Origin of the sequence: Rhizobium sp. BR 317, assembly GCF_047445835.1 — a bacterium.
GTDB lineage: Bacteria > Pseudomonadota > Alphaproteobacteria > Rhizobiales > Rhizobiaceae > Rhizobium > Rhizobium paranaense.
This window is the reverse complement of record NZ_JARWLB010000011.1, coordinates 41752-59433: the sequence shown is the minus strand read 5'-3', so window position 1 is coordinate 59433 and position 17682 is coordinate 41752. Positions and strand designations below refer to the sequence as shown.

Genomic DNA, 17682 nt, shown 5'->3' with positions numbered 1-17682 from the left:
AGTAGCAAGGACACCGAAATGGCCAGCCTCGTCGCCTGCCCGCATTGCGGCAAAAGACCCAAGGAAGAATTCACCGTCAAGGGTGCCGCGCTGAGCCGCCCCTCGCCCGAAGCAGACGGGGAAACCTGGTTCGACTATGTCTATCTGCGCGACAATCCGCGCGGCGCCTATCAGGAATATTGGCACCACACCTCCGGCTGCCGTCGCTGGCTGGTAGTTACCCGTGACACCGCAACCCATGAGATTTTCGAAAGCCGCGATGCAGCCCTGCGCCGCGAGGTGACCGCATGACCCCTCATCGCCTTCCCGCCGGCGGACTTGTCGAACGCAGCAAACCCCTCTCCTTTTCCTTCGACGGCCAGCGCATGCAGGGCTTCGAGGGTGACAGCCTCGCATCGGCGCTGCTGGCGAACGGCCGCCTGCTGGTCGGCCGCAGCTTCAAATACCATCGCCCGCGCGGCATCCTGACCGCCGGTGCCGCCGAGCCCAACGCGCTGATGACGATCGGCCAGGGCGGACGCACCGAGCCCAACACACGCGCAACGATGCAGGAGCTTTACCAGGGGCTGGAAGCGAAAAGCCAGAACCGCTGGCCGTCGCTCGATTTCGACATCGGCTCGCTGAACAGCCTCTTGTCGCCTTTCCTCGGCGCCGGCTTCTACTACAAGACCTTCATGTGGCCGGCGGGCCTTTGGGAAAAGCTCTACGAACCCTTCATCCGCCGCGCCGCCGGTCTCGGCCGCGCGACCTACGAAGCCGACCCGGATGCCTATGAGAAAAGCTGGGCACATTGCGACCTGCTGGTCGTCGGCGCCGGCGCCGCCGGCCTTGCTGGAGCGCTCTCAGCAGGGCGTGCCGGCGCGCGGGTGATCATAGCCGACGAACATGCGCAGCCGGGTGGCGGCCTGTTGTCGGAAACTGCGGCGATCGGCGGAGCAAAGGCGCAGGCCTTCGTGAAGGACGTGCTGGCCGAACTCGCTGCCCTGCCGAATGTCACGGTCATGCCGCGTACCACGGTCTTCGGCTGGTATGACGGCAATGTCTTCGGCGCCGTCGAGCGCGTTCAGAAACATATCGCCATCCCGTCCGGCAAGCTTCCCGTCGAGCGTCTTTGGCGCATCGTCGCCAAGCGGGCGCTGCTCGCCACCGGCGCCGAAGAACGCCCGCTCGTCTTCGGCGGCAACGATATCCCGGGGGTGATGATGGCAGGCGCGATGCGCAGCTATCTCAACCGCTACGCCGTTGCGCCCGGCCGCCAGGTGGCGATCTTCACCACCAACGACAGTGGTTATGCGCTGGCGCAGGATCTCGAAGCTGCCGGCATCGTACCGACGGCGATTATCGACAGCCGCGCGGCCACACCTTCCGCCTACACGGGCCGAGCCCGGATCGTTTCGGGCGCGGTCGTCAGGGATGCCACCGGCGGCAAGGTGCTGTCCGGCATCACAATTGATAGCCGCAGCGGCAGTGAATCGCTGAAGGTCGATGCGCTCGCGATGTCCGGCGGTTTCAGCCCGGTCATTCACCTCGCCTGCCATCGCGGCGGCAAGCCGCAATGGTCCGATGAGCTCTCGGCTTTCCTAGCCCCCTCGGGTCTGAAGGGATTGGCTCTGGCGGGTGCCGCTGCCGGCATCGATKGTTTGGCGGCCTGTTTGGAAGATGGCGCTGCAAAGGGCGCGGCCATTGCGGTGGAACTCGGCTTTGCCGCCGCCAAGCCCGGTTTCGGCGCCGTCTCCGGCGAGATCTCGTCGCCGCCGGCCAAGCCGCTCTGGACCATACCGGGCGTGCGCGGCAAGGCCTTCGTCGATTACCAGAACGACGTCCACCGCAAGGATCTCCATCTTGCCGTGCAGGAAGGCTATGGTCATGTGGAGCTTGCCAAGCGCTACACAACCAATGGCATGGCGACCGATCAGGGCAAGCTTTCCAATATCAATACCATCGCCCTGCTCGCGGAAGCCCGCGGCATTTCCCCCGCCGAGGTCGGCACGACCACCTTCCGGCCGTTCTACACGCCAGTTTCCTTCGGTGCGCTGACCGGCCCCTCGCATGGCAGCCATTTACAGCCGGTGCGCAAATCGCCGCTGCACGACTGGGCGAAGAAGAACGGCGCAATCTTTGTCGAAACCGGCCTCTGGTATCGTTCCGCCTGGTTCCCGCGTGCGGGCGAAACCGGCTGGCGCGAAAGCGTTGACCGAGAAGTCAGAAACGTCCGCCTCAACGCCGGTCTTTGCGATGTCTCGATGCTCGGCAAGATCGAGATCACCGGCGCGGATGCGGCCGAATTTCTCAACCGGGTCTATTGCAATGCCTTCCTTAAGCTGCCGGTCGGCAAGGCCCGCTACGGTCTGATGCTGCGCGAAGACGGCATGATCTATGACGACGGCACCACGAGCCGCCTCGATGAGAACCGCTACTTCATGACCACGACGACGGCCTATGCCGCAGGCGTCATGAATCATCTGGAATTTTGCGCGCAGGCGCTGTGGCCGGAACTCGACGTCCGGCTTGCCTCGGTCACAGACCAGTGGGCACAGATGGCAATTGCCGGGCCTAAATCGCGAGCGATCCTCKAACGTATCGTTGATGCCGATATTTCTAACGACGCCTTTCCCTTCCTGGCCGCATCGGAGGTTTCGCTCCTCGGTGGCCAGGTGCATGGCCGGCTGTTCCGCATCTCCTTCTCCAGCGAACTGGCCTATGAGCTGGCCGTGCCGGCGGGTTATGGAGAGGCCGTAGCCGACGCGATCACGGAGGCCGGCGCCGACCACGGCATCCAGCCCTACGGCGTCGAGACCCTGTCCGTGCTGCGTATCGAGAAGGGCCATGTCACCCATAACGAGATCAACGGTACTGTCGTGCCGGGCGATCTCGGTTTCGCGAAGATGGTCTCGGCTACGAAACCGGATTTCATCGGCAAACGGATGCTGGAGCGCAAAGGGTTGAACGACCCGCAACGCCAACAGCTTGTTGGGGTGGTGCCACTCGATGAGGCAACAAGCTTCCGCACCGGCTCACATATTCTGGAGAAAGGTGCGGCTCCGACGCTGGAAAACGATCAGGGCTATGTGAGCTCAAGCTGCTATTCGCCGCATCTTGGCTCGACCATCGGCCTCGCCCTCGTGCGCCGCGGTTCAGAACGCCATGGAGAAGAAGTGCTGGTCTGGAATGGTCTGCGCGGCGAATTCACGCCCGCCCGATTGTGCAGTCCAGTCTTCTACGATCCCGCCAATGAAAAGCTACATGTCTAAACCGGGAGATATCTGATGTCCGAATTCCGCGTCACGCTTCGCCCCGCATTGGCTGGCCGACCGCCGATCTCTCGATCTGGCGTGCATATCGAAGCGCTTCCTGAAGGAACGGTTCTGCATCTGCTGGCCAATACCTCCAGTCCGAAGGCCCCCGCACTCGACGCGGAAGCCAAAGCCGCAGGTCTCTCGCTTCGCACTTTGTCTCCGGGGCAATGGTTTGCGGTCAGCGCCGCGCCGTTCCCGTTTGCTGAACTGAATGACCTGAAGGCGATATTGAAACCCAAAGCGGATGTAGTGGATCAGAGCCACGGGCGCGTGCGGATTGCCATCCGCGGTTCCATGGCAACGCGTGTTCTCGCCAAGGGCACTGCGGTGGATTTTGCACTCGCCGAATTCTCAGTCGGACAGTCAACCACGACCCTCATCGGTCATATTACCGTGCATCTGACGCGCACAGAGGAAGAGGCGTTTGAACTGATCGTACTCCGAGGCTTTGCCGAAAGCCTTTGGGACGATCTGGCGCGGATGAGTGTGGAGTTCAGCTAAGAGTACGACGGCTACACCTCTCTAAGCCGCGTGAGCGGACCCGAAGCTGAAGACTAGATCCGACAAACCATCAGACATGTATGGCATGACCGAGTGCCGCAAAGCTCGCCTCCTGTAGGGCTTCACCGAGGCTTGGATGGGCGTGGATCGTGACACCGGCGTCTATGAGGGCGGCGAGATCTCGATGTACTACGATCCGATGATCGCCAAGCTCTGCTCCTGGGCACCGACGCGGCATGAGGCGATCGCAGCGATGGCCAACGCGCTCGACGATTTTCGAGGAGCCCCGAAAGCCGCAAGACGCTGATATCAGGCACGCTTGCCAACCAGACCCGCCGGCTGGGCGGTCAATATGTGGTAGTGAGCGGCAAATACCACCGGCCGATAAGCGTCACCTTCGGAGCCGGAACGGTCGATCCGCTGGCCGAGACGCTTAATATCGTCATGTCTCCACACCAAAAGCCATCAATCGACGGCCGCGACATCGACTAGGAAAGGTGGTATTTTAGCCCTTGGTCATTCCATGCCGGGGCCTGGGTCATGGGCACTATTCAGGAAAAACCGTCGGTGGCGTCGTCGTCTTCAGTGGGAAGCACTGTTGTGAACGAAATTCGTCAGACGCCGATTCTCGCGCTCATCATATTCGTGCCGGTCGTGATCCTTCTGGAACGGTTTTCCCCCGAAGCGCACACGCTGCTCTTCGTTATGTCGGTCCTGGCGATCATCCCTCTGGCGGCACTGCTCAGCCGCGCCACCGAGGCGGTCGCCGCCAAAACCGGAGATGCCGTCGGCGGCCTGCTCAACGCCACCCTCGGCAATCTGACCGAACTGGTTATATCGCTCGCGGCTCTCCAGGCCGGTCAATACCTCTTGGTCAAGGCGTCGATAGCGGGTGCGATTGTGACCAACACCCTCTTCATGCTGGGCGGAGCATTCCTGTTCGGAGGTCTGAAGTATCACCTTCAGGAGTTCAACCGGATCAATGCCAGGTTTCAGGCCTGCCTATTGTTTCTGGCGACGATCGCCGTCCTAGTTCCTTCGCTGATCAGCGAAGTGGATCAGCCACCCGCGCTCACCGTTTCCCAGAAGCTGAGCTTGGGATTGGCCATCATTCTCATCGTCGTCTACGCGCTGGGCATGTTGTTTTCGCTGCGGACGCACCGAGAGCTTTTCGCCAGCGTCAGCCATGCCGAAGAACACGAAAAGCTGTGGCCGGTAAAACTGAGCATAGTCATGCTGGTCGTCGTCACGCTGCTGGTCGCGCTGGTTAGCGAGATCTTCGTGGGATCGGTCCAGGTCGCCGCCGAGCAGCTGGGAATGACGCCGGCCTTCGTAGGTTTCATCGTCGTCGCTCTGGTGGGCGCGGCAGCGGAAATGACAACCGCATTTTCGGCCGCCCGCGCAAATCGTCTGGATCTCAGTGTCGGGGTCGCGTTGGGCAGTGCGGTTCAGATCGCCCTCTTCGTCGCGCCGATTTTGGTGCTTGTCAGCTATTTCATCGGCCCTGAACCCATGACGCTTCAGTTCTGGCGGGGTGCCGTCACGATGATGGTCGTCGCCGCAATGGCGGCGGCTCTTTTGTCCAATGGTGGTCGTGGAGCCTGGTACGCGGGTGTCATGGCCCTGGCGCTTTATGCCATCTTTGCGTTTACGTTGTTTGTCTTGCCTCCGGCAACTCCGTCTTAATCTAACGGCACCACTTATGGAGGGGCACAGTCAGAAAAGTCGCTTGCGACCTCCACAATGTCAGCGCCTGCGCTTCGCATACCTTTTTACAACCAGACAAGGGATCGAAGATGAGCCTCTATGTGGCCGAAATTTCCGGGCGTGGCGTCCTGGCGTTCGAAGCGGCGAACGATGTCGAGGCAACGACGCGGCTCGCAGACACGCTGCTCCTGCGGGACCTACGCATTCTCCAAAATCAAGGCCGCTCGCTATGGGACGGTGTTTCAAAAATGCGGCTGCGGGAACCGAACCCCAGGGAGCTCGAGATCTGGCAAACCAGACGCGCCGCTGCGGCCTCCTCTTCATCCGATGAAGATGACAAAAGCTGGCGCGTCTTCCTGATCGCCGTGGTCGATCCATCCGCATTCGACGACGACCACGACTATGATGGTCCCGGCGACTGAACAGTGCCACCCTGTTTGCGAGGACCATAAATCGAAAGGCAGGAGCCTATGGCGGGAGGTAAACGGTCTCAAACGAAGGGAATGAGAAGACTGTTTTTCGCCGCGCTCTTCCAGCAGGTTCGCATATTGTGGCCGATCTTTTCGGGAATGCTTATTGTCATGATCGGATGCGGCCTGGTCATCGGACAGATCGAGGATTGGCGGCTCGGGGAAACCCTGTATTTCACCTTCGTCACGGGGCTTACGATCGGCTACGGCGATCTTGCGCCCAAGCACACTGTAGCGCGGCTATTGGCTCTTATGATCGGTCTTTCCGGCATCATTCTGACAGGCCTGGTTGCCGCCGTCAGTGTTCAGGCACTCAATGCAGTAGATCGCGATCGAGTAGAACGGGATGATGCTTCCGGCGGCTCTTGAGTTGCGGTTGGCTGTCCGCAGACCAGCACCGACAGCTAGTCTTTCAAGATCGCAGCATAGCGCGGATCGAATTCACGGCTGATTGGTCCGGCGGCAGCTCCGAGTGCGACGGACCAGGGGTCGGCCATGCCGATCTGTAAGCGTGGAACGGTCCGATCGCGACGCTCGGCGATCGAGGGCAGCAACGAACCCATGGCTGTGATGAGTCGGTCCACCAGAATCCGTGGTGCGCTGCCGCATAGGATGACGGTCTGCGGATCGAAGATGGTTTCGATCAAATGCACGCTCCATCTGAGATCCGAGGCGGCCGCTTCGATCCATTCGATGATCCTGCGATCGTCGGCCGATACGAGATCATGGATCTTGGCATAAAGATCCGGATCGGCCGGATCGAGCGATAGATATTGATAGAGTGATGCCAGCGACGCGCGATGTTCGAGGGGCGTCGACTTGCCTCCGACGGCGAGCAAGGCCATGCCGATTTCGCCGGCATTGCCGTTMGCGCCGGTATAGAGCTCGCCGCCGAGAACAAGGCCGGCACCGATGCCGTAGCCGACATAGAGGCAAACCGCATGATCCAGCCCGTGCGCGGCGCCTACCATTCGCTCGGCAATCGTCGCCGCGGCGGCATCGTTTTGGATGCTGACATTAAGGCCGGTGCCGACGGCAAGGGTTTCAAGCAAGGGAAACTTCTGCCAGGCCTCCATCATCCAGGGATCGTCGCCGTTGCCGGCAAGGCCGAAGGGACCTGGCATCGCCGCCCCGAGGCCGACCAGCTTCTCCTCGGATTGCGGCGCGACCACTGCCAATTGCTGCCGAACATCCGCGACAAGGTCGAGAATGACCTTGGCGCCTGTCGTCGGTCCACCCGAGGGAAGCTTCGCCTCCAGCCGCACCAGCACATTTCCAATGAGATCGACGGCAATCGCTCTCGTCATATGCCGGTCGATTTGAAGGCCGATCGCAAACGCACCTTCCGGGACCAGAGCGTAGGGCGTCGAAGGCTGCCCGCGGCCATTGCGCACCGTCTGCCGCGATGCCACGAGACCATCGCGCTCAAGTTCGTCGATGATGTTGGAAACCGTCTGCTTGGTCAGCCGGGTGGCGCGCGCCAGATCCGCCCGTGAAAGCGCTCCATTGACGCGCAGAGCATCGATCATAACGCGTCGGTTATGAGCGCTGGTGCCTTCGTGATTGGTGCCGCTCTTGGCCCGGATCGGGCGGCTATCGTTCATGTGCAATTCCCTCTTGACACCAGTAGAATATTGAAGAAGTAATTAAGTCAAGACAATTGACTTAATGAGAAACCGAAGAGTTTCGTGGGAACAAATGGGCCGGCAGTGGCCCGCCGATGAGAGTCGGACATCCGGCTCCCGGCTGCTTTTTAACAACCGGTCGCGGTGAGAGCCGCCATCGGAAATCGCGTGAAAGTCAAAAACTGGAGGGTGGAATGTTGAAATCCCTAAGCAAGACGTTGTTTGGCGCCGCGCTGATCGGCGCGTCTTTTGCATCGCATGCATTGGCCGAAACGACGATCAACGCGCTTTTCATGGCGCAGGCCGCCTATAGCGAAGCCGACGTGCGCGCCATGACCGACGCCTTTACCAAGGCTAATCCCGATATCAAGGTCAAGCTCGAATTCGTTCCCTATGAAGGCCTGCACGATAAGACCGTGCTGGCACAGGGCTCAGGCGGCGGCTATGACGTCGTCCTCTTCGACGTGATTTGGCCGGCCGAATATGCGACGAACAAAGTGCTCGTCGACGTGTCCTCGCGCATCACCGACGACATGAAAAAGGGCGTACTGCCCGGCGCCTGGACCACCGTGCAATATGACGGCAAATATTTCGGCATGCCGTGGATTCTCGATACCAAGTATCTGTTCTACAACAAGGAAATCCTGGAAAAAGCCGGCATCAAGAACCCGCCGAAGACCTGGGACGAACTCACCGAACAGGCAAAGACCATCAAGGACAAGGGGCTGCTGGCAACGCCGATCGCCTGGAGCTGGTCACAGGCCGAAGCCGCGATCTGCGATTACACGACGCTCGTCAGCGCCTATAAGGGTGACTTCCTGAAGGACGGCAAGCCGGCCTTCCAGACGGGCGGCGGCCTTGATGCCCTGAAGTATATGGTTTCGAGCTATAAATCCGGCCTGACCAATCCGAACTCCAAGGAATTCCTGGAAGAAGACGTCCGCAAGGTCTTCGAAAACGGCGATGCCGCTTTCGCGCTGAACTGGACCTACATGTACAATATGGCGAACGATCCGAAGGACAGCAAAGTGGCCGGCAAGGTCGGTGTCGTGCCGGCGCCGGGCGTAGCGGGCAAGAGCGACGCCTCCGCCGTGAACGGTTCGATGGGCCTTGGCATCACCGCAGCCAGTAAGCATCCGGACGAAGCCTGGAAATACATCAGCTTCATGACCTCGCAGCCKACGCAAAACCAATATGCAAAGCTCAGCCTGCCGATCTGGGCATCCTCCTACGAGGACCCGGCCGTCACCAAGGGGCAGGAAGAACTGATCGCCGCGGCAAAGGTCGGCCTTGCAGCCATGTACCCGCGCCCGACGACACCGAAATATCAGGAGCTTTCGACAGCACTTCAGCAGGCGATCCAGGAATCGCTGCTCGGTCAGTCCTCGCCGGAAGACGCTTTGAAATCGGCTGCCGATAACAGCGGTCTCTAATGCCGCCGCCAACGGGTGGCGCAAAGCGCCGCCCGTTTCCAATCCAGTCCGACAAATAAAAAGGGTGGCCTAAAAATGTCCGGCACCTGGATGACGACCCGCGCGTGGCTTTTGATGCTGCCGCTCCTCGTGGTCATGATCGCCGTTATCGGATGGCCCCTGGTGGATACCGTCCGTCTCTCCTTCACTGACGCCAAGCTCGTCGGCACTGAAGGCAGTTTCGTCGGGATCGATAACTACACGAAGATGATCTCAGGTTCGAACTTCCAGCGGACCCTTGTCACGACCGCCTTGTTTGCGATCATTTCCGTTGCCGCCGAGATGGTGATCGGCGTGCTTGCCGCATTGCTGCTCAATCAGGAATTCCGCGGCCGCACGGCGTTGCGTGCACTGATGATCCTGCCTTGGGCTCTGCCGACCGTCGTCAACGCGACGCTCTGGCGGCTGATCTATAATCCGGAATACGGCGCCTTGAACGCGGCGCTGACGCAGCTAGGCCTGATCGATGCTTATCGCTCATGGCTGGGAGAGCCCGCCACTGCCCTTTCGGCGCTGATCGTCGCCGATTGCTGGAAGAACTTTCCCCTCGTCGCGCTGATTGCTCTGGCGGCGCTGCAGGCCGTTCCGCGCGATATCACCGCCGCCTCGCTGGTCGACGGCGCCGGACCGATTGCCCGCTTTCGCTTCGTGATCCTGCCCTATCTCGCGGGTCCGCTGATGGTGGCGCTGGTGCTGCGGACCATCGAAGCCTTCAAGGTCTTCGACATCATCTGGGTCATGACGCGCGGCGGCCCCGCCAACAGCACGCGGACATTGTCGATCCTTGTCTATCAGGAGGCCTTCTCCTTCCAGCGGGCCGGATCCGGCGCGTCATTGGCGTTGATGGTGACGCTGCTGGTGACAGTGCTCGCCGCCGGCTACGCCGCGCTGGTGCGCAAGACGGTTGGGAGTGCTGCCTGATGGAACGCCGGAGCCCGATCTTCACCGTCTTCATCTATGTCGCGGCACTGCTGCTTGCTGCCGTCATTCTCGCGCCAATCCTCTGGCTGTTCGTCATGAGCATTTCGCCGGCCGCCGATCTCGCGGCGAAACCGCTGCGCTGGTGGCCGCAGACGGCCGATTTTTCCCGTTACCGGCTGCTGTTCTCGACGATCGAGAACAGTACCGGCGCTGCATTCACCTCCTCGCTGCGCAACAGCATCGAAATCGCGGCTATGGCGACGATCGCGGCTATTGCGCTTGCCATCCCGGCGGGCTGGGCCGTGTCGCGCACCCCGTCCGTCGGCTGGTCGCTATCCATGGTGATCGGCACCTACATGCTGCCGCCGGTGGCGCTCGCCGTGCCGCTCTATATGGGCCTTGCCTATCTCGGCATGCTGAACAACGTCTTCGGGCTTGCGCTCGTCTATCTCACCATCCTCGCGCCGTTCACGACCTGGCTCATGAAATCTGGTTTCGATTCCATTCCGAAAGAGATCGAATCCGCAGCCATGATCGACGGCGCCGGCCTCTTCCAGACGCTGAAGATCATCACGCTGCCGCTTGCCATGCCGGTGATCGCGACATCGGCGCTCTTCGCGTTCCTGCTGGCCTGGGATGAATTCTTCTATGCGCTGCTCTTTACGTCAGACCAGCGGGCGAAGACCCTGACCGTCGCCATCGCCGACTTGGCAGGCGGACGTGTATCCGATTACGGACTGATTGCGACCGCCGGTGTGCTTGCCGCCCTGCCCCCGGTGCTAGTCGGTCTCGTCATGCAACGCGCCCTGATTTCGGGGCTGACAAGCGGCGGCGTCAAGGGATGACCATGACCGGACAAAAGACACGACTGACAGGGCTTGTCGCGATCGATCGCGAAATGGCGCGCCAGCATGCCGATGCCATCGCCTCCTACCAAGGCGCTGCCGAAATGGCCGCAAAGGCAGCCTCCTCGCTGAAGAAAACGGGGAAGCTCCTGCTCCTCGGCATGGGTGGATCGCATGCGGTGAACCGCGCGGTCGAGCCGCTTTATCGCGCTMTTGGCATTGATGCGATCGCCTTGCCGCTCTCCGAGCAGCTCGGCCAGCCGTTGATGCTGGAGGGCCGAACGGTCTTCGTTACCTCGCAATCCGGCGAAAGCGCCGAAGTMGTCCGTTGGTTCAACGAAACCGGCGGCACGGACGAGACATTCGGGCTGACGCTCGAAGGCGGCTCGTTCCTGGCAAAGGCTGCACCATCCCTGGTCGGCGCCGGCGGCACGGAACTGGCCTTTGCGGCAACACGCAGTCTGACCGTCACGTTTGCCCTCCATCTCGCAATCCTTGCCGCGCTCGGCGAAGACCCGGTGGCGGCACTTGCCGTTTTGAAATCCCCTCGAGACGTCGATATCGCGCCGGCACTTTCCGCACTCGCGACTATCGACACAGTCGTCACGTCCGGCCGCAAATTGCAGGGTGTTGCGGAGGCGCTTGCGCTCGGTTTGACGGAGCTGTCCCGCCGCCCCTGCTTCTCGCTCGAAGGCGGACAGCTTCGCCACGGGCCTATGGAAATGCTCGGGCCGAACATCGGCGTCGTCCTGTTTCGCGGGCGGGACAATACGGCGGGTCTTGTCACCGCGATGATCGTCTCCGCCGTGGAAACCGGCGCGCCGACCGTCGTCTTCGATGCATCCGGTGAGGAGCCGGTGGCGGGCGCCGTGACCCTTCGCTTCGAGCCGGCGACCGGTCTTKCGGCGATCTTCGCCATGCTGCCGATCGCGCAACGGCTGATGATCGCCTTTGCGGAAGCCCGCGTCGAGAATGCAGGAACGCCGGTCCGATCGACGAAAATTACCCGGAGTGAATGAATGAAGCCGCTTGCAGTCATCGGCAATGTCAATGTCGACCTGATCCTCGGGCCTGCCGCACCTTGGCCGAAGGCAGGCACGGAGATCATCGTCGACCATGACGAACTGCGTGTCGGCGGCGCAGCGGGGAATAGCGCGCTTGCCTGGGAAGGCATGGGCGTCGACTTCGAGATCGCGGCAAGTGTCGGCAGCGATGAGTTCGGCCACTGGCTTGCCCAAGCTTTCGGCGAACGGGCTGCGAAGTKGCCCGTGCACCCTGAGCGCACGACGCTTTCGGTGGGGATCACCCATCCGGACGGCGAACGCACGTTCTTCACGACGCGCGGCCACCTGCCGCGCCTCAGCCTTGCCGATGTCTTTGCCGTTCTCGACGGATCAACGCTTTCCGGCGGTTATGCCCTTCTCTGCGGTCCCTTCCTGACGGACGACCTGACGCAGGATTACGGCGCATTGTTCGACTGGGCCGATAGTCACGGGATCGCGCTCGCACTCGATACCGGATGGCCGCTCAATGGTTGGACGGATGAAAATTGCACCGCCACGCGCGGGTGGCTGTCGCGCTGCCGCATTGCCCTGTTGAATGAGGTGGAAGCGACCACGCTCGCAGGTTTGGACGATCCTCCAGACGCCGCACGCCATCTCCGCTCGCATATGCCCGAAGGGGCGATCGTCGTCGTCAAACGCGGTTCTGACGGCGCGATCGCCATCGACGGTGATGGAGCACTCATTGCCGCCACCGCGCCCCAGGTGAAAGTCGTGGATACGATCGGCGCCGGCGACGTCTTCAATGCCGCATTTCTGGCCGCACTTGCCCGCGGCGAAATACTTTCCACCTGTTTGGCTGCTGGAACGGAGGTCGCCTCGCGCGCCATTTCCACCCTGCCCCGCAGCTATAGCGAGCTCAACGCGACGAAGGAGGCCGCACGATGAGCGCGCTCGAGATCCAGAATATCCGCAAGACCTATGGTCAGGTCGAAACGCTGAAGGGCATCGATATCGCGCTTGAGAGCGGCGAATTCCTGGTGCTGCTCGGCTCTTCCGGCTGCGGCAAGTCCACGCTGCTGAACATCATCGCCGGTCTTGCCGAGGCGACCAGTGGCGATGTGCGGATAGGTGATCGCTCGGTTCTGGGCGTGCATCCCAAAGACCGCGACATTGCCATGGTGTTCCAATCCTATGCGCTCTATCCAAACTTGACGGTCCACCGCAACATCGGCTTCGGCCTTGAGATGCGCAAAGTGCCGACGGCGGAGCGCGACAAGGCCGTGCGCGAGGCTGCGAGACTGCTTCAGATCGAAAATCTGCTGGATCGCAAGCCGAGCCAGCTTTCCGGCGGCCAACGGCAGCGCGTAGCGATCGGCCGCGCCCTTGTGCGGAAGCCGGAAGTCTTCCTTTTCGACGAGCCGCTTTCGAACCTCGATGCCAAACTGCGCATGGAAATGCGCACGGAGCTCAAGCGTCTTCATCAGATGCTGAAGACGACGGTCGTCTACGTCACCCACGATCAGATCGAGGCGATGACGCTCGCCACCCGGATCGCGGTCATGCGGGACGGAAGGATCGAGCAGTTGGGCACGCCGGAGGAGATCTATAACAGTCCCGCAACGCTCTATGTGGCAACCTTCGTCGGCGTACCGCCGATGAATCTCCTGAAGACCACGGTTCGCGCCGATGGGCTGCTATTGGAAGGCGCCGGCGCTCGGCTGCCGCTCCCCGAACGCTTCAAAGGGAAGGTCAAAGAAGGCCAGCATGTCATTCTCGGCATACGGCCTGAAGCACTGCGTCTGGAACAGGGCGCTCTATCCATCGAGGCAACGCCCGAAATCGCCGAATTGACCGGTCCCGAACTCGTGGTCTCCGCCATTGCCGGAGATCAGCGGCTGACCGCTTGCCTTGCTCCCCGCACGCCGATCAGCGCCGATCGGAAGATGACTCTGTTCTTCGACGATGAAGCAATACATCTCTTTGACGCAGAAACCGGGCTTAGCTGCCTCCGTTAGGCTCGCTCATTTCGCATCGTGAAAGATGATGCCGACGGTATGGCGCATACCCGATCGAAGACGGCTGACGCCGTGCCTAAGGTTGACGCGATAGCTCCCCTTGGAGCCCTGGACTGGGCGATTGTGGACCGCAAAGGCGACAGCGTCCCCCTGGCGCAGCGGCACCACCTCGACGCGGCTTTGCATGCGCGGGCGCTGCTCCGTCAGAACAAACTCGCCGCCGGTGAAATCCTTGCCCGGTTCGGAAAGCAGGATTGCCACCTGCAGCGGGAATGCCAGGTCGCCATAGAGGTCCTGGTGCAGGCAATTGAAGTCGCCTGGGACGTATTGCAACAGCAGCGGCGTCGGCCGCGTCTGGCCTTGATCATGGCACTGCTTGAGAAAGGCCGCATGGTTTGCAGGATAGCGCTGATCGATGCCCATGCGGATGTTCCAATCGCTGGCAACCTCGGCCAACCGCGGATAGAGCGCCGTGCGCAGACTGCCAAGCACATCCGGCAGCGGATATTTGAAATAGCGGTATTCGCCTTTGCCGAACCCATGGCGCGCCATGTGAATATGGCTGCGGAAATGCTCTTCCTGCGGATAAAGGCCGGCGATTTCCCGGCACTCCTCAGGCGACAGCAGCTTCTCCATGACCGCGCAGCCGAACCCGCTCAGCTCCTCCGACAGCGTCTGCCAGTTATACCCAGCGACGCGCTCTTCTGCGGACAGGACTGAAGAGCCCGATGGACTAAGCTTCGAATGGGCATTCATGATCTAGCCTCCTTATCGATGAGGGCGTTGCTGCGGGCGACAATAGGGCTGAAGCCATCCGTCCGCACTCCGGTCCTTGCTTTCAAATCGGCAAGTCTCGGCTGGGAAAGACAATTTTACTTCCGAATCATGGGATGAAGGATCGGCCGATAGCCGGCGCGAAGGGCCATGAATGTGGAAGGTGGCGTCAACATGCCTTCGGCGTGGATGAGCTTTTCCGGCGGTTCATAGCCATGCTCGGTCCAACGAAAGGCGCGACCGGCGGCGATCGTACAAGCCGCACCGGATGCCAGGATAACCGCACCATCCGGCAGCTCGGAGAGCGGTCCGGGAAGCGGATGTATCCGTTTGCGTCCGCGCTCCATGCGTTCACTATGGAGAACGGCGTCCATTGCACCGACCGAGGGTTCAGCTTGCCCTCTCGCGCCTGCCCATGCCGCGCGAAATGCCTTGGCGTCGTCCCGCCGGCAGAAGAAGCAGGGACGGTGACCCGCGGCTAATGCCACCGCTTCGTCCAGAAAAAAGAGCTCGGTCCAGCTCCGGTTGGCCATGACATCGCGGCGCCGCCCCTTGTATTCGCGAGCGCAAACCAGCCATGCCTTGCTCGACCAGCGCTTATTCAGCAGCGTTTTCGTCGCCGGATCGTGGATGATGCCGCGATTGCCTGTGAACAATCCTCGTTGCGAGATCGCCACGATATCGCCGAAGGGTGTCACACGGTTCTGAAGGGGAGCACTCATGTCAGCATATTGCCCCGCTCGGGCGGCATGCGCCAGATATACCGCGAGCCGAAAGCGTCGCTCATCCGGCTCTCAGCGAACTTGGGTCGCTTCGCGATCCAGCAGAACACGTTTTCGCTCCACGCCCCAGGCGTAGCCGGAAAGCGAACCGTCGTTTCGCACCACCCGATGGCATGGAATTGCGACAGCCAGATTGTTGGCCGCGCATGCTCCGGCAACGGCGCGCACCGCCTTGGGCGAGCCGATCCGGCGGGCGATTTCCGCGTAGGAGACGGTCCGGCCCGCCGGGATTTCCCGCAGCGCCTGCCAAACCCGCTGCTGAAACGCCGTACCGCGAACGTCGAGCGGCAAATCGATCCCAAGACCTGGCGCCTCCACTAGGCCGACGACACGCGCCACAAGGGCCTCATAATCCCCATCGGCACCGATCAGGTTGGCATTGGGAAAACGATCCTGAAGATCGCGCAGCAGCGCGTCGGGATCGCTGCCGAGGAGAATGGACGCCACGCCTTTCCTGCTCGACGCAACCAGGATCGCACCCAGCGACGATTGACCGACCGCGAAACGGATATCTTCATCAGCACCTCCCGATCGATAGTGAGTCGGCGTCATTCCGAGCATATCGGTGGATTTCTCATAGAAGCGCCCGCTCGAATTGAACCCGGCATCATAGATCGCCTCGGTCACGCTGTTGCCGTTCGCAAGGCCTTCACGGACTTTCGCCGCGCGATGCGCCGAGGCATAGTCCTTGGGCGTCAGGCCGGTTGCCGATTTGAACAACCGATGGAAATGGCTGACGCTGCGTCCGGCCGCATCCGCGAGTTCGTGCAAAGACGGTTCCTCCTCGCTCTCTTCGATCAATCGGCAAATGCGCGCGATGATGGCTGCGTTCTCTCCGGCTGCGGAAAGACTATCCGGCTTGCATCGCTTGCAGGCGCGAAAGCCCGTTGCTTTGGCGGCTTCGAGCGAATCATGCAGTTGCACATTCTTGGGGTTTGCAGTTCGCGAAGGGCAGGAGGGTCGGCAATAGACGCCAGTCGTTGCCACCGAATACCAGAGATAGCCGTMAGCGGTCCGGTCTCGGGCGACGATCCGCGCCCAACGCGGATCGTCGGCCACCGCCGTTTGTGTAAACATCATCCGGTTTCTGGGCATCACGGTCATATCACTCGTCCCTGTGTGTTCCGGCGTAAGTCCATCATTCTTGGCAGCGAAAGAGCCGCACAGCCACCCGATTCCTACGTGACCGGAGATCATCAGGAGGTCGCCGCCCGGATGATGGGCGGCGACCCTGCATCAGGCGGCCTTGATAAGGCCGAGCTGCGTGAGGGCCGTCACACCGTCGTCAAGGCCGATTTCCTCGGCGATCCTGCCATTCTCTATGCGCAGGATGGTGGTACCGGTGAAGTGCATCTTGCGACCGGTCGCAGCCGGCAGCGATCCGACCAGAAAGTCGGCAAAGGCCGGGCCGGTATGCGTGCCGCCGCCTTCCCATTGGCCGACGACATAGTCGCCTTCGGCAATGAGATCGGCGGTGCCCCAGAAATTCAGGTCCGGGAATGCCGTGCGGAAGTCGGTCATGAAAGCCTTGATGTCATCATGGCCGCGACGCGGCTCGTGCAGCGAGTATTTCAACAGCATGTCCGGCGCGGCGAGGTCGGCAACGACAGACAGGTCGCAGGTCTCACCCCAGAATTCGCTGAACCAACGCGCGACGATGGCCTTGTTGTCTTCTTCTTTGCTCATGTGGATTTCCTTTTTGACGTATCCAACGGGGATCATCGATTTCGATCGACKACCTGAGCAAAGGGATAGGCTGATCCGGCGGGGTCAAAACTCCGGTTCTTACCGTGCAATCAAATCCGTCCGGCGAACGAAGGCTTTCGCACCACGAATGATGACAGATGGCGCATAAAAGGAGATGCTTAAGTTTGAAAGCAAGAAACGGGGTGCCGGCCGACTGGATTGATGGGAAAGTTCGCCGGCTACAGAGGGAGAACGTAGATGAAAGCTCAAATCATAGTGCTTGCCGCGTTCGCGGTCTTCGCCGCCTCTCCGGTAGCCGCAATCCAGCGGCTGCAGACGGCCACGAGGTCGTGCGCCGAAGTCCAATCCTTCGTTCAGGCAAACCGCGCGGTCATCCTGCAATATCCGTCAACCCGGGGCTCCGGTGGCCTGCTCTATGATCGCGCCGTCGCCAATTCCGATGTCTGCCTCGGCAACGGCTTCGGTGAACGAAGCTCGGTGCCGTCGAAGGACAAGCGCAATTGCCCAATCTGGATCTGCGCCCCCAGCACCGATCTGCGCCCGTGACCGGTTGAAAATAGCGC

Annotated in this window: 18 protein-coding genes and 1 pseudogene; 14 read left to right on the top strand and 5 right to left on the bottom strand. The window is 61.2% G+C overall.

All coding sequences use genetic code 11. The features are described from left to right. The first annotated feature begins 18 nt into the window (after positions 1-18). The 7 genes and pseudogenes from QD357_RS18455 to QD357_RS18425 all read left to right on the top strand — a co-directional run bounded on the left by QD357_RS18455 (position 19) and on the right by QD357_RS18425 (position 6343). On the top strand, positions 19-291 hold the full coding sequence (locus tag QD357_RS18455; RefSeq protein WP_107107283.1) for a sarcosine oxidase subunit delta: 273 nt from the start codon (positions 19-21) through the stop codon (positions 289-291). Then, positions 288-3251 (top strand): sarcosine oxidase subunit alpha family protein, encoded by a 2964-nt coding sequence (locus QD357_RS18450; protein ID WP_414124685.1) that lies wholly within the window; start codon positions 288-290, stop codon positions 3249-3251. The genes QD357_RS18455 and QD357_RS18450 overlap by 4 nt, the downstream gene beginning before the upstream one ends. A 15-nt stretch (positions 3252-3266) precedes the next feature. Next, entirely contained in the window at positions 3267-3797 is a 531-nt protein-coding gene (locus QD357_RS18445) for a sarcosine oxidase subunit gamma family protein (RefSeq protein WP_414124684.1), read from the top strand. A 142-nt stretch (positions 3798-3939) separates the two neighbouring features. Beyond that, positions 3940-4074: pseudogene (locus QD357_RS18440) on the top strand (hypothetical protein); the annotation flags it as partial. A gap of 263 nt (positions 4075-4337) precedes the next feature. Beyond that, on the top strand, positions 4338-5483 hold the full coding sequence (cax, locus tag QD357_RS18435) for a calcium/proton exchanger (RefSeq protein WP_414124683.1): 1146 nt from the start codon (positions 4338-4340) through the stop codon (positions 5481-5483). A 110-nt stretch (positions 5484-5593) separates the two neighbouring features. Then, a complete protein-coding gene (locus QD357_RS18430) occupies positions 5594-5926 on the top strand; it encodes a hypothetical protein (protein WP_107107287.1) in 333 nt (110 codons plus the stop codon). 81 nt (positions 5927-6007) lie between these two features. Beyond that, positions 6008-6343: a potassium channel family protein gene (locus QD357_RS18425; RefSeq protein ID WP_414124682.1), complete on the top strand. Its 336-nt coding sequence runs from the start codon at positions 6008-6010 to the stop codon at positions 6341-6343. A gap of 35 nt (positions 6344-6378) precedes the next feature. Here the strand turns inward: QD357_RS18425 and QD357_RS18420 are convergent, their stop codons facing one another. Continuing rightward, the gene (locus QD357_RS18420; RefSeq protein WP_107107288.1) at positions 6379-7578 is read right to left on the bottom strand and encodes an ROK family transcriptional regulator; all 1200 of its coding nucleotides are present in this window, start codon (positions 7576-7578) and stop codon (positions 6379-6381) included. Positions 7579-7793: 215 nt separating this feature from the next. Between QD357_RS18420 and QD357_RS18415 the strand changes: the two genes are divergently transcribed. The 6 genes from QD357_RS18415 to QD357_RS18390 all read left to right on the top strand — a co-directional run bounded on the left by QD357_RS18415 (position 7794) and on the right by QD357_RS18390 (position 13856). Continuing rightward, positions 7794-9032, top strand: coding sequence for an extracellular solute-binding protein (locus QD357_RS18415; protein ID WP_107107289.1), 1239 nt, complete (start codon positions 7794-7796; stop codon positions 9030-9032). 75 nt (positions 9033-9107) lie between these two features. After that, positions 9108-9992, top strand: a complete 885-nt coding sequence (locus QD357_RS18410) for a carbohydrate ABC transporter permease (protein ID WP_107107290.1) — start codon at positions 9108-9110, stop codon at positions 9990-9992. Further along, the gene (locus QD357_RS18405; RefSeq protein WP_107107291.1) at positions 9992-10837 is read left to right on the top strand and encodes a carbohydrate ABC transporter permease; all 846 of its coding nucleotides are present in this window, start codon (positions 9992-9994) and stop codon (positions 10835-10837) included. The genes QD357_RS18410 and QD357_RS18405 overlap by 1 nt, the downstream gene beginning before the upstream one ends. After that, positions 10834-11856: an SIS domain-containing protein gene (locus QD357_RS18400; protein ID WP_414124681.1), complete on the top strand. Its 1023-nt coding sequence runs from the start codon at positions 10834-10836 to the stop codon at positions 11854-11856. The genes QD357_RS18405 and QD357_RS18400 overlap by 4 nt, the downstream gene beginning before the upstream one ends. After that, positions 11857-12786: a PfkB family carbohydrate kinase gene (locus tag QD357_RS18395; protein WP_414124680.1), complete on the top strand. Its 930-nt coding sequence runs from the start codon at positions 11857-11859 to the stop codon at positions 12784-12786. It abuts the gene before it with no gap. After that, positions 12783-13856, top strand: coding sequence for an ABC transporter ATP-binding protein (locus QD357_RS18390; RefSeq protein WP_107107294.1), 1074 nt, complete (start codon positions 12783-12785; stop codon positions 13854-13856). The genes QD357_RS18395 and QD357_RS18390 overlap by 4 nt, the downstream gene beginning before the upstream one ends. Before the next feature lie 6 nt (positions 13857-13862). Here QD357_RS18390 and QD357_RS18385 read toward each other — a convergent pair whose 3' ends face one another. The 4 genes from QD357_RS18385 to QD357_RS18370 all read right to left on the bottom strand — a co-directional run bounded on the left by QD357_RS18385 (position 13863) and on the right by QD357_RS18370 (position 17098). Then, positions 13863-14612 (bottom strand): 2OG-Fe(II) oxygenase, encoded by a 750-nt coding sequence (locus tag QD357_RS18385; RefSeq protein ID WP_414124679.1) that lies wholly within the window; start codon positions 14610-14612, stop codon positions 13863-13865. Between the two features lie 116 nt (positions 14613-14728). Next, a complete protein-coding gene (locus QD357_RS18380; protein ID WP_414124678.1) occupies positions 14729-15352 on the bottom strand; it encodes a hypothetical protein in 624 nt (207 codons plus the stop codon). Positions 15353-15424: 72 nt separating this feature from the next. Continuing rightward, positions 15425-16489 (bottom strand): bifunctional DNA-binding transcriptional regulator/O6-methylguanine-DNA methyltransferase Ada, encoded by a 1065-nt coding sequence (ada, locus tag QD357_RS18375; RefSeq protein WP_414124677.1) that lies wholly within the window; start codon positions 16487-16489, stop codon positions 15425-15427. 159 nt (positions 16490-16648) lie between these two features. After that, the gene (locus QD357_RS18370; RefSeq protein WP_414124676.1) at positions 16649-17098 is read right to left on the bottom strand and encodes an ester cyclase; all 450 of its coding nucleotides are present in this window, start codon (positions 17096-17098) and stop codon (positions 16649-16651) included. Positions 17099-17356: 258 nt separating this feature from the next. Between QD357_RS18370 and QD357_RS18365 the strand changes: the two genes are divergently transcribed. Beyond that, complete coding sequence (locus QD357_RS18365) at positions 17357-17665, top strand: hypothetical protein (RefSeq protein ID WP_107107299.1); 309 nt, start codon at positions 17357-17359, stop codon at positions 17663-17665. Positions 17666-17682 lie beyond the last annotated feature (17 nt).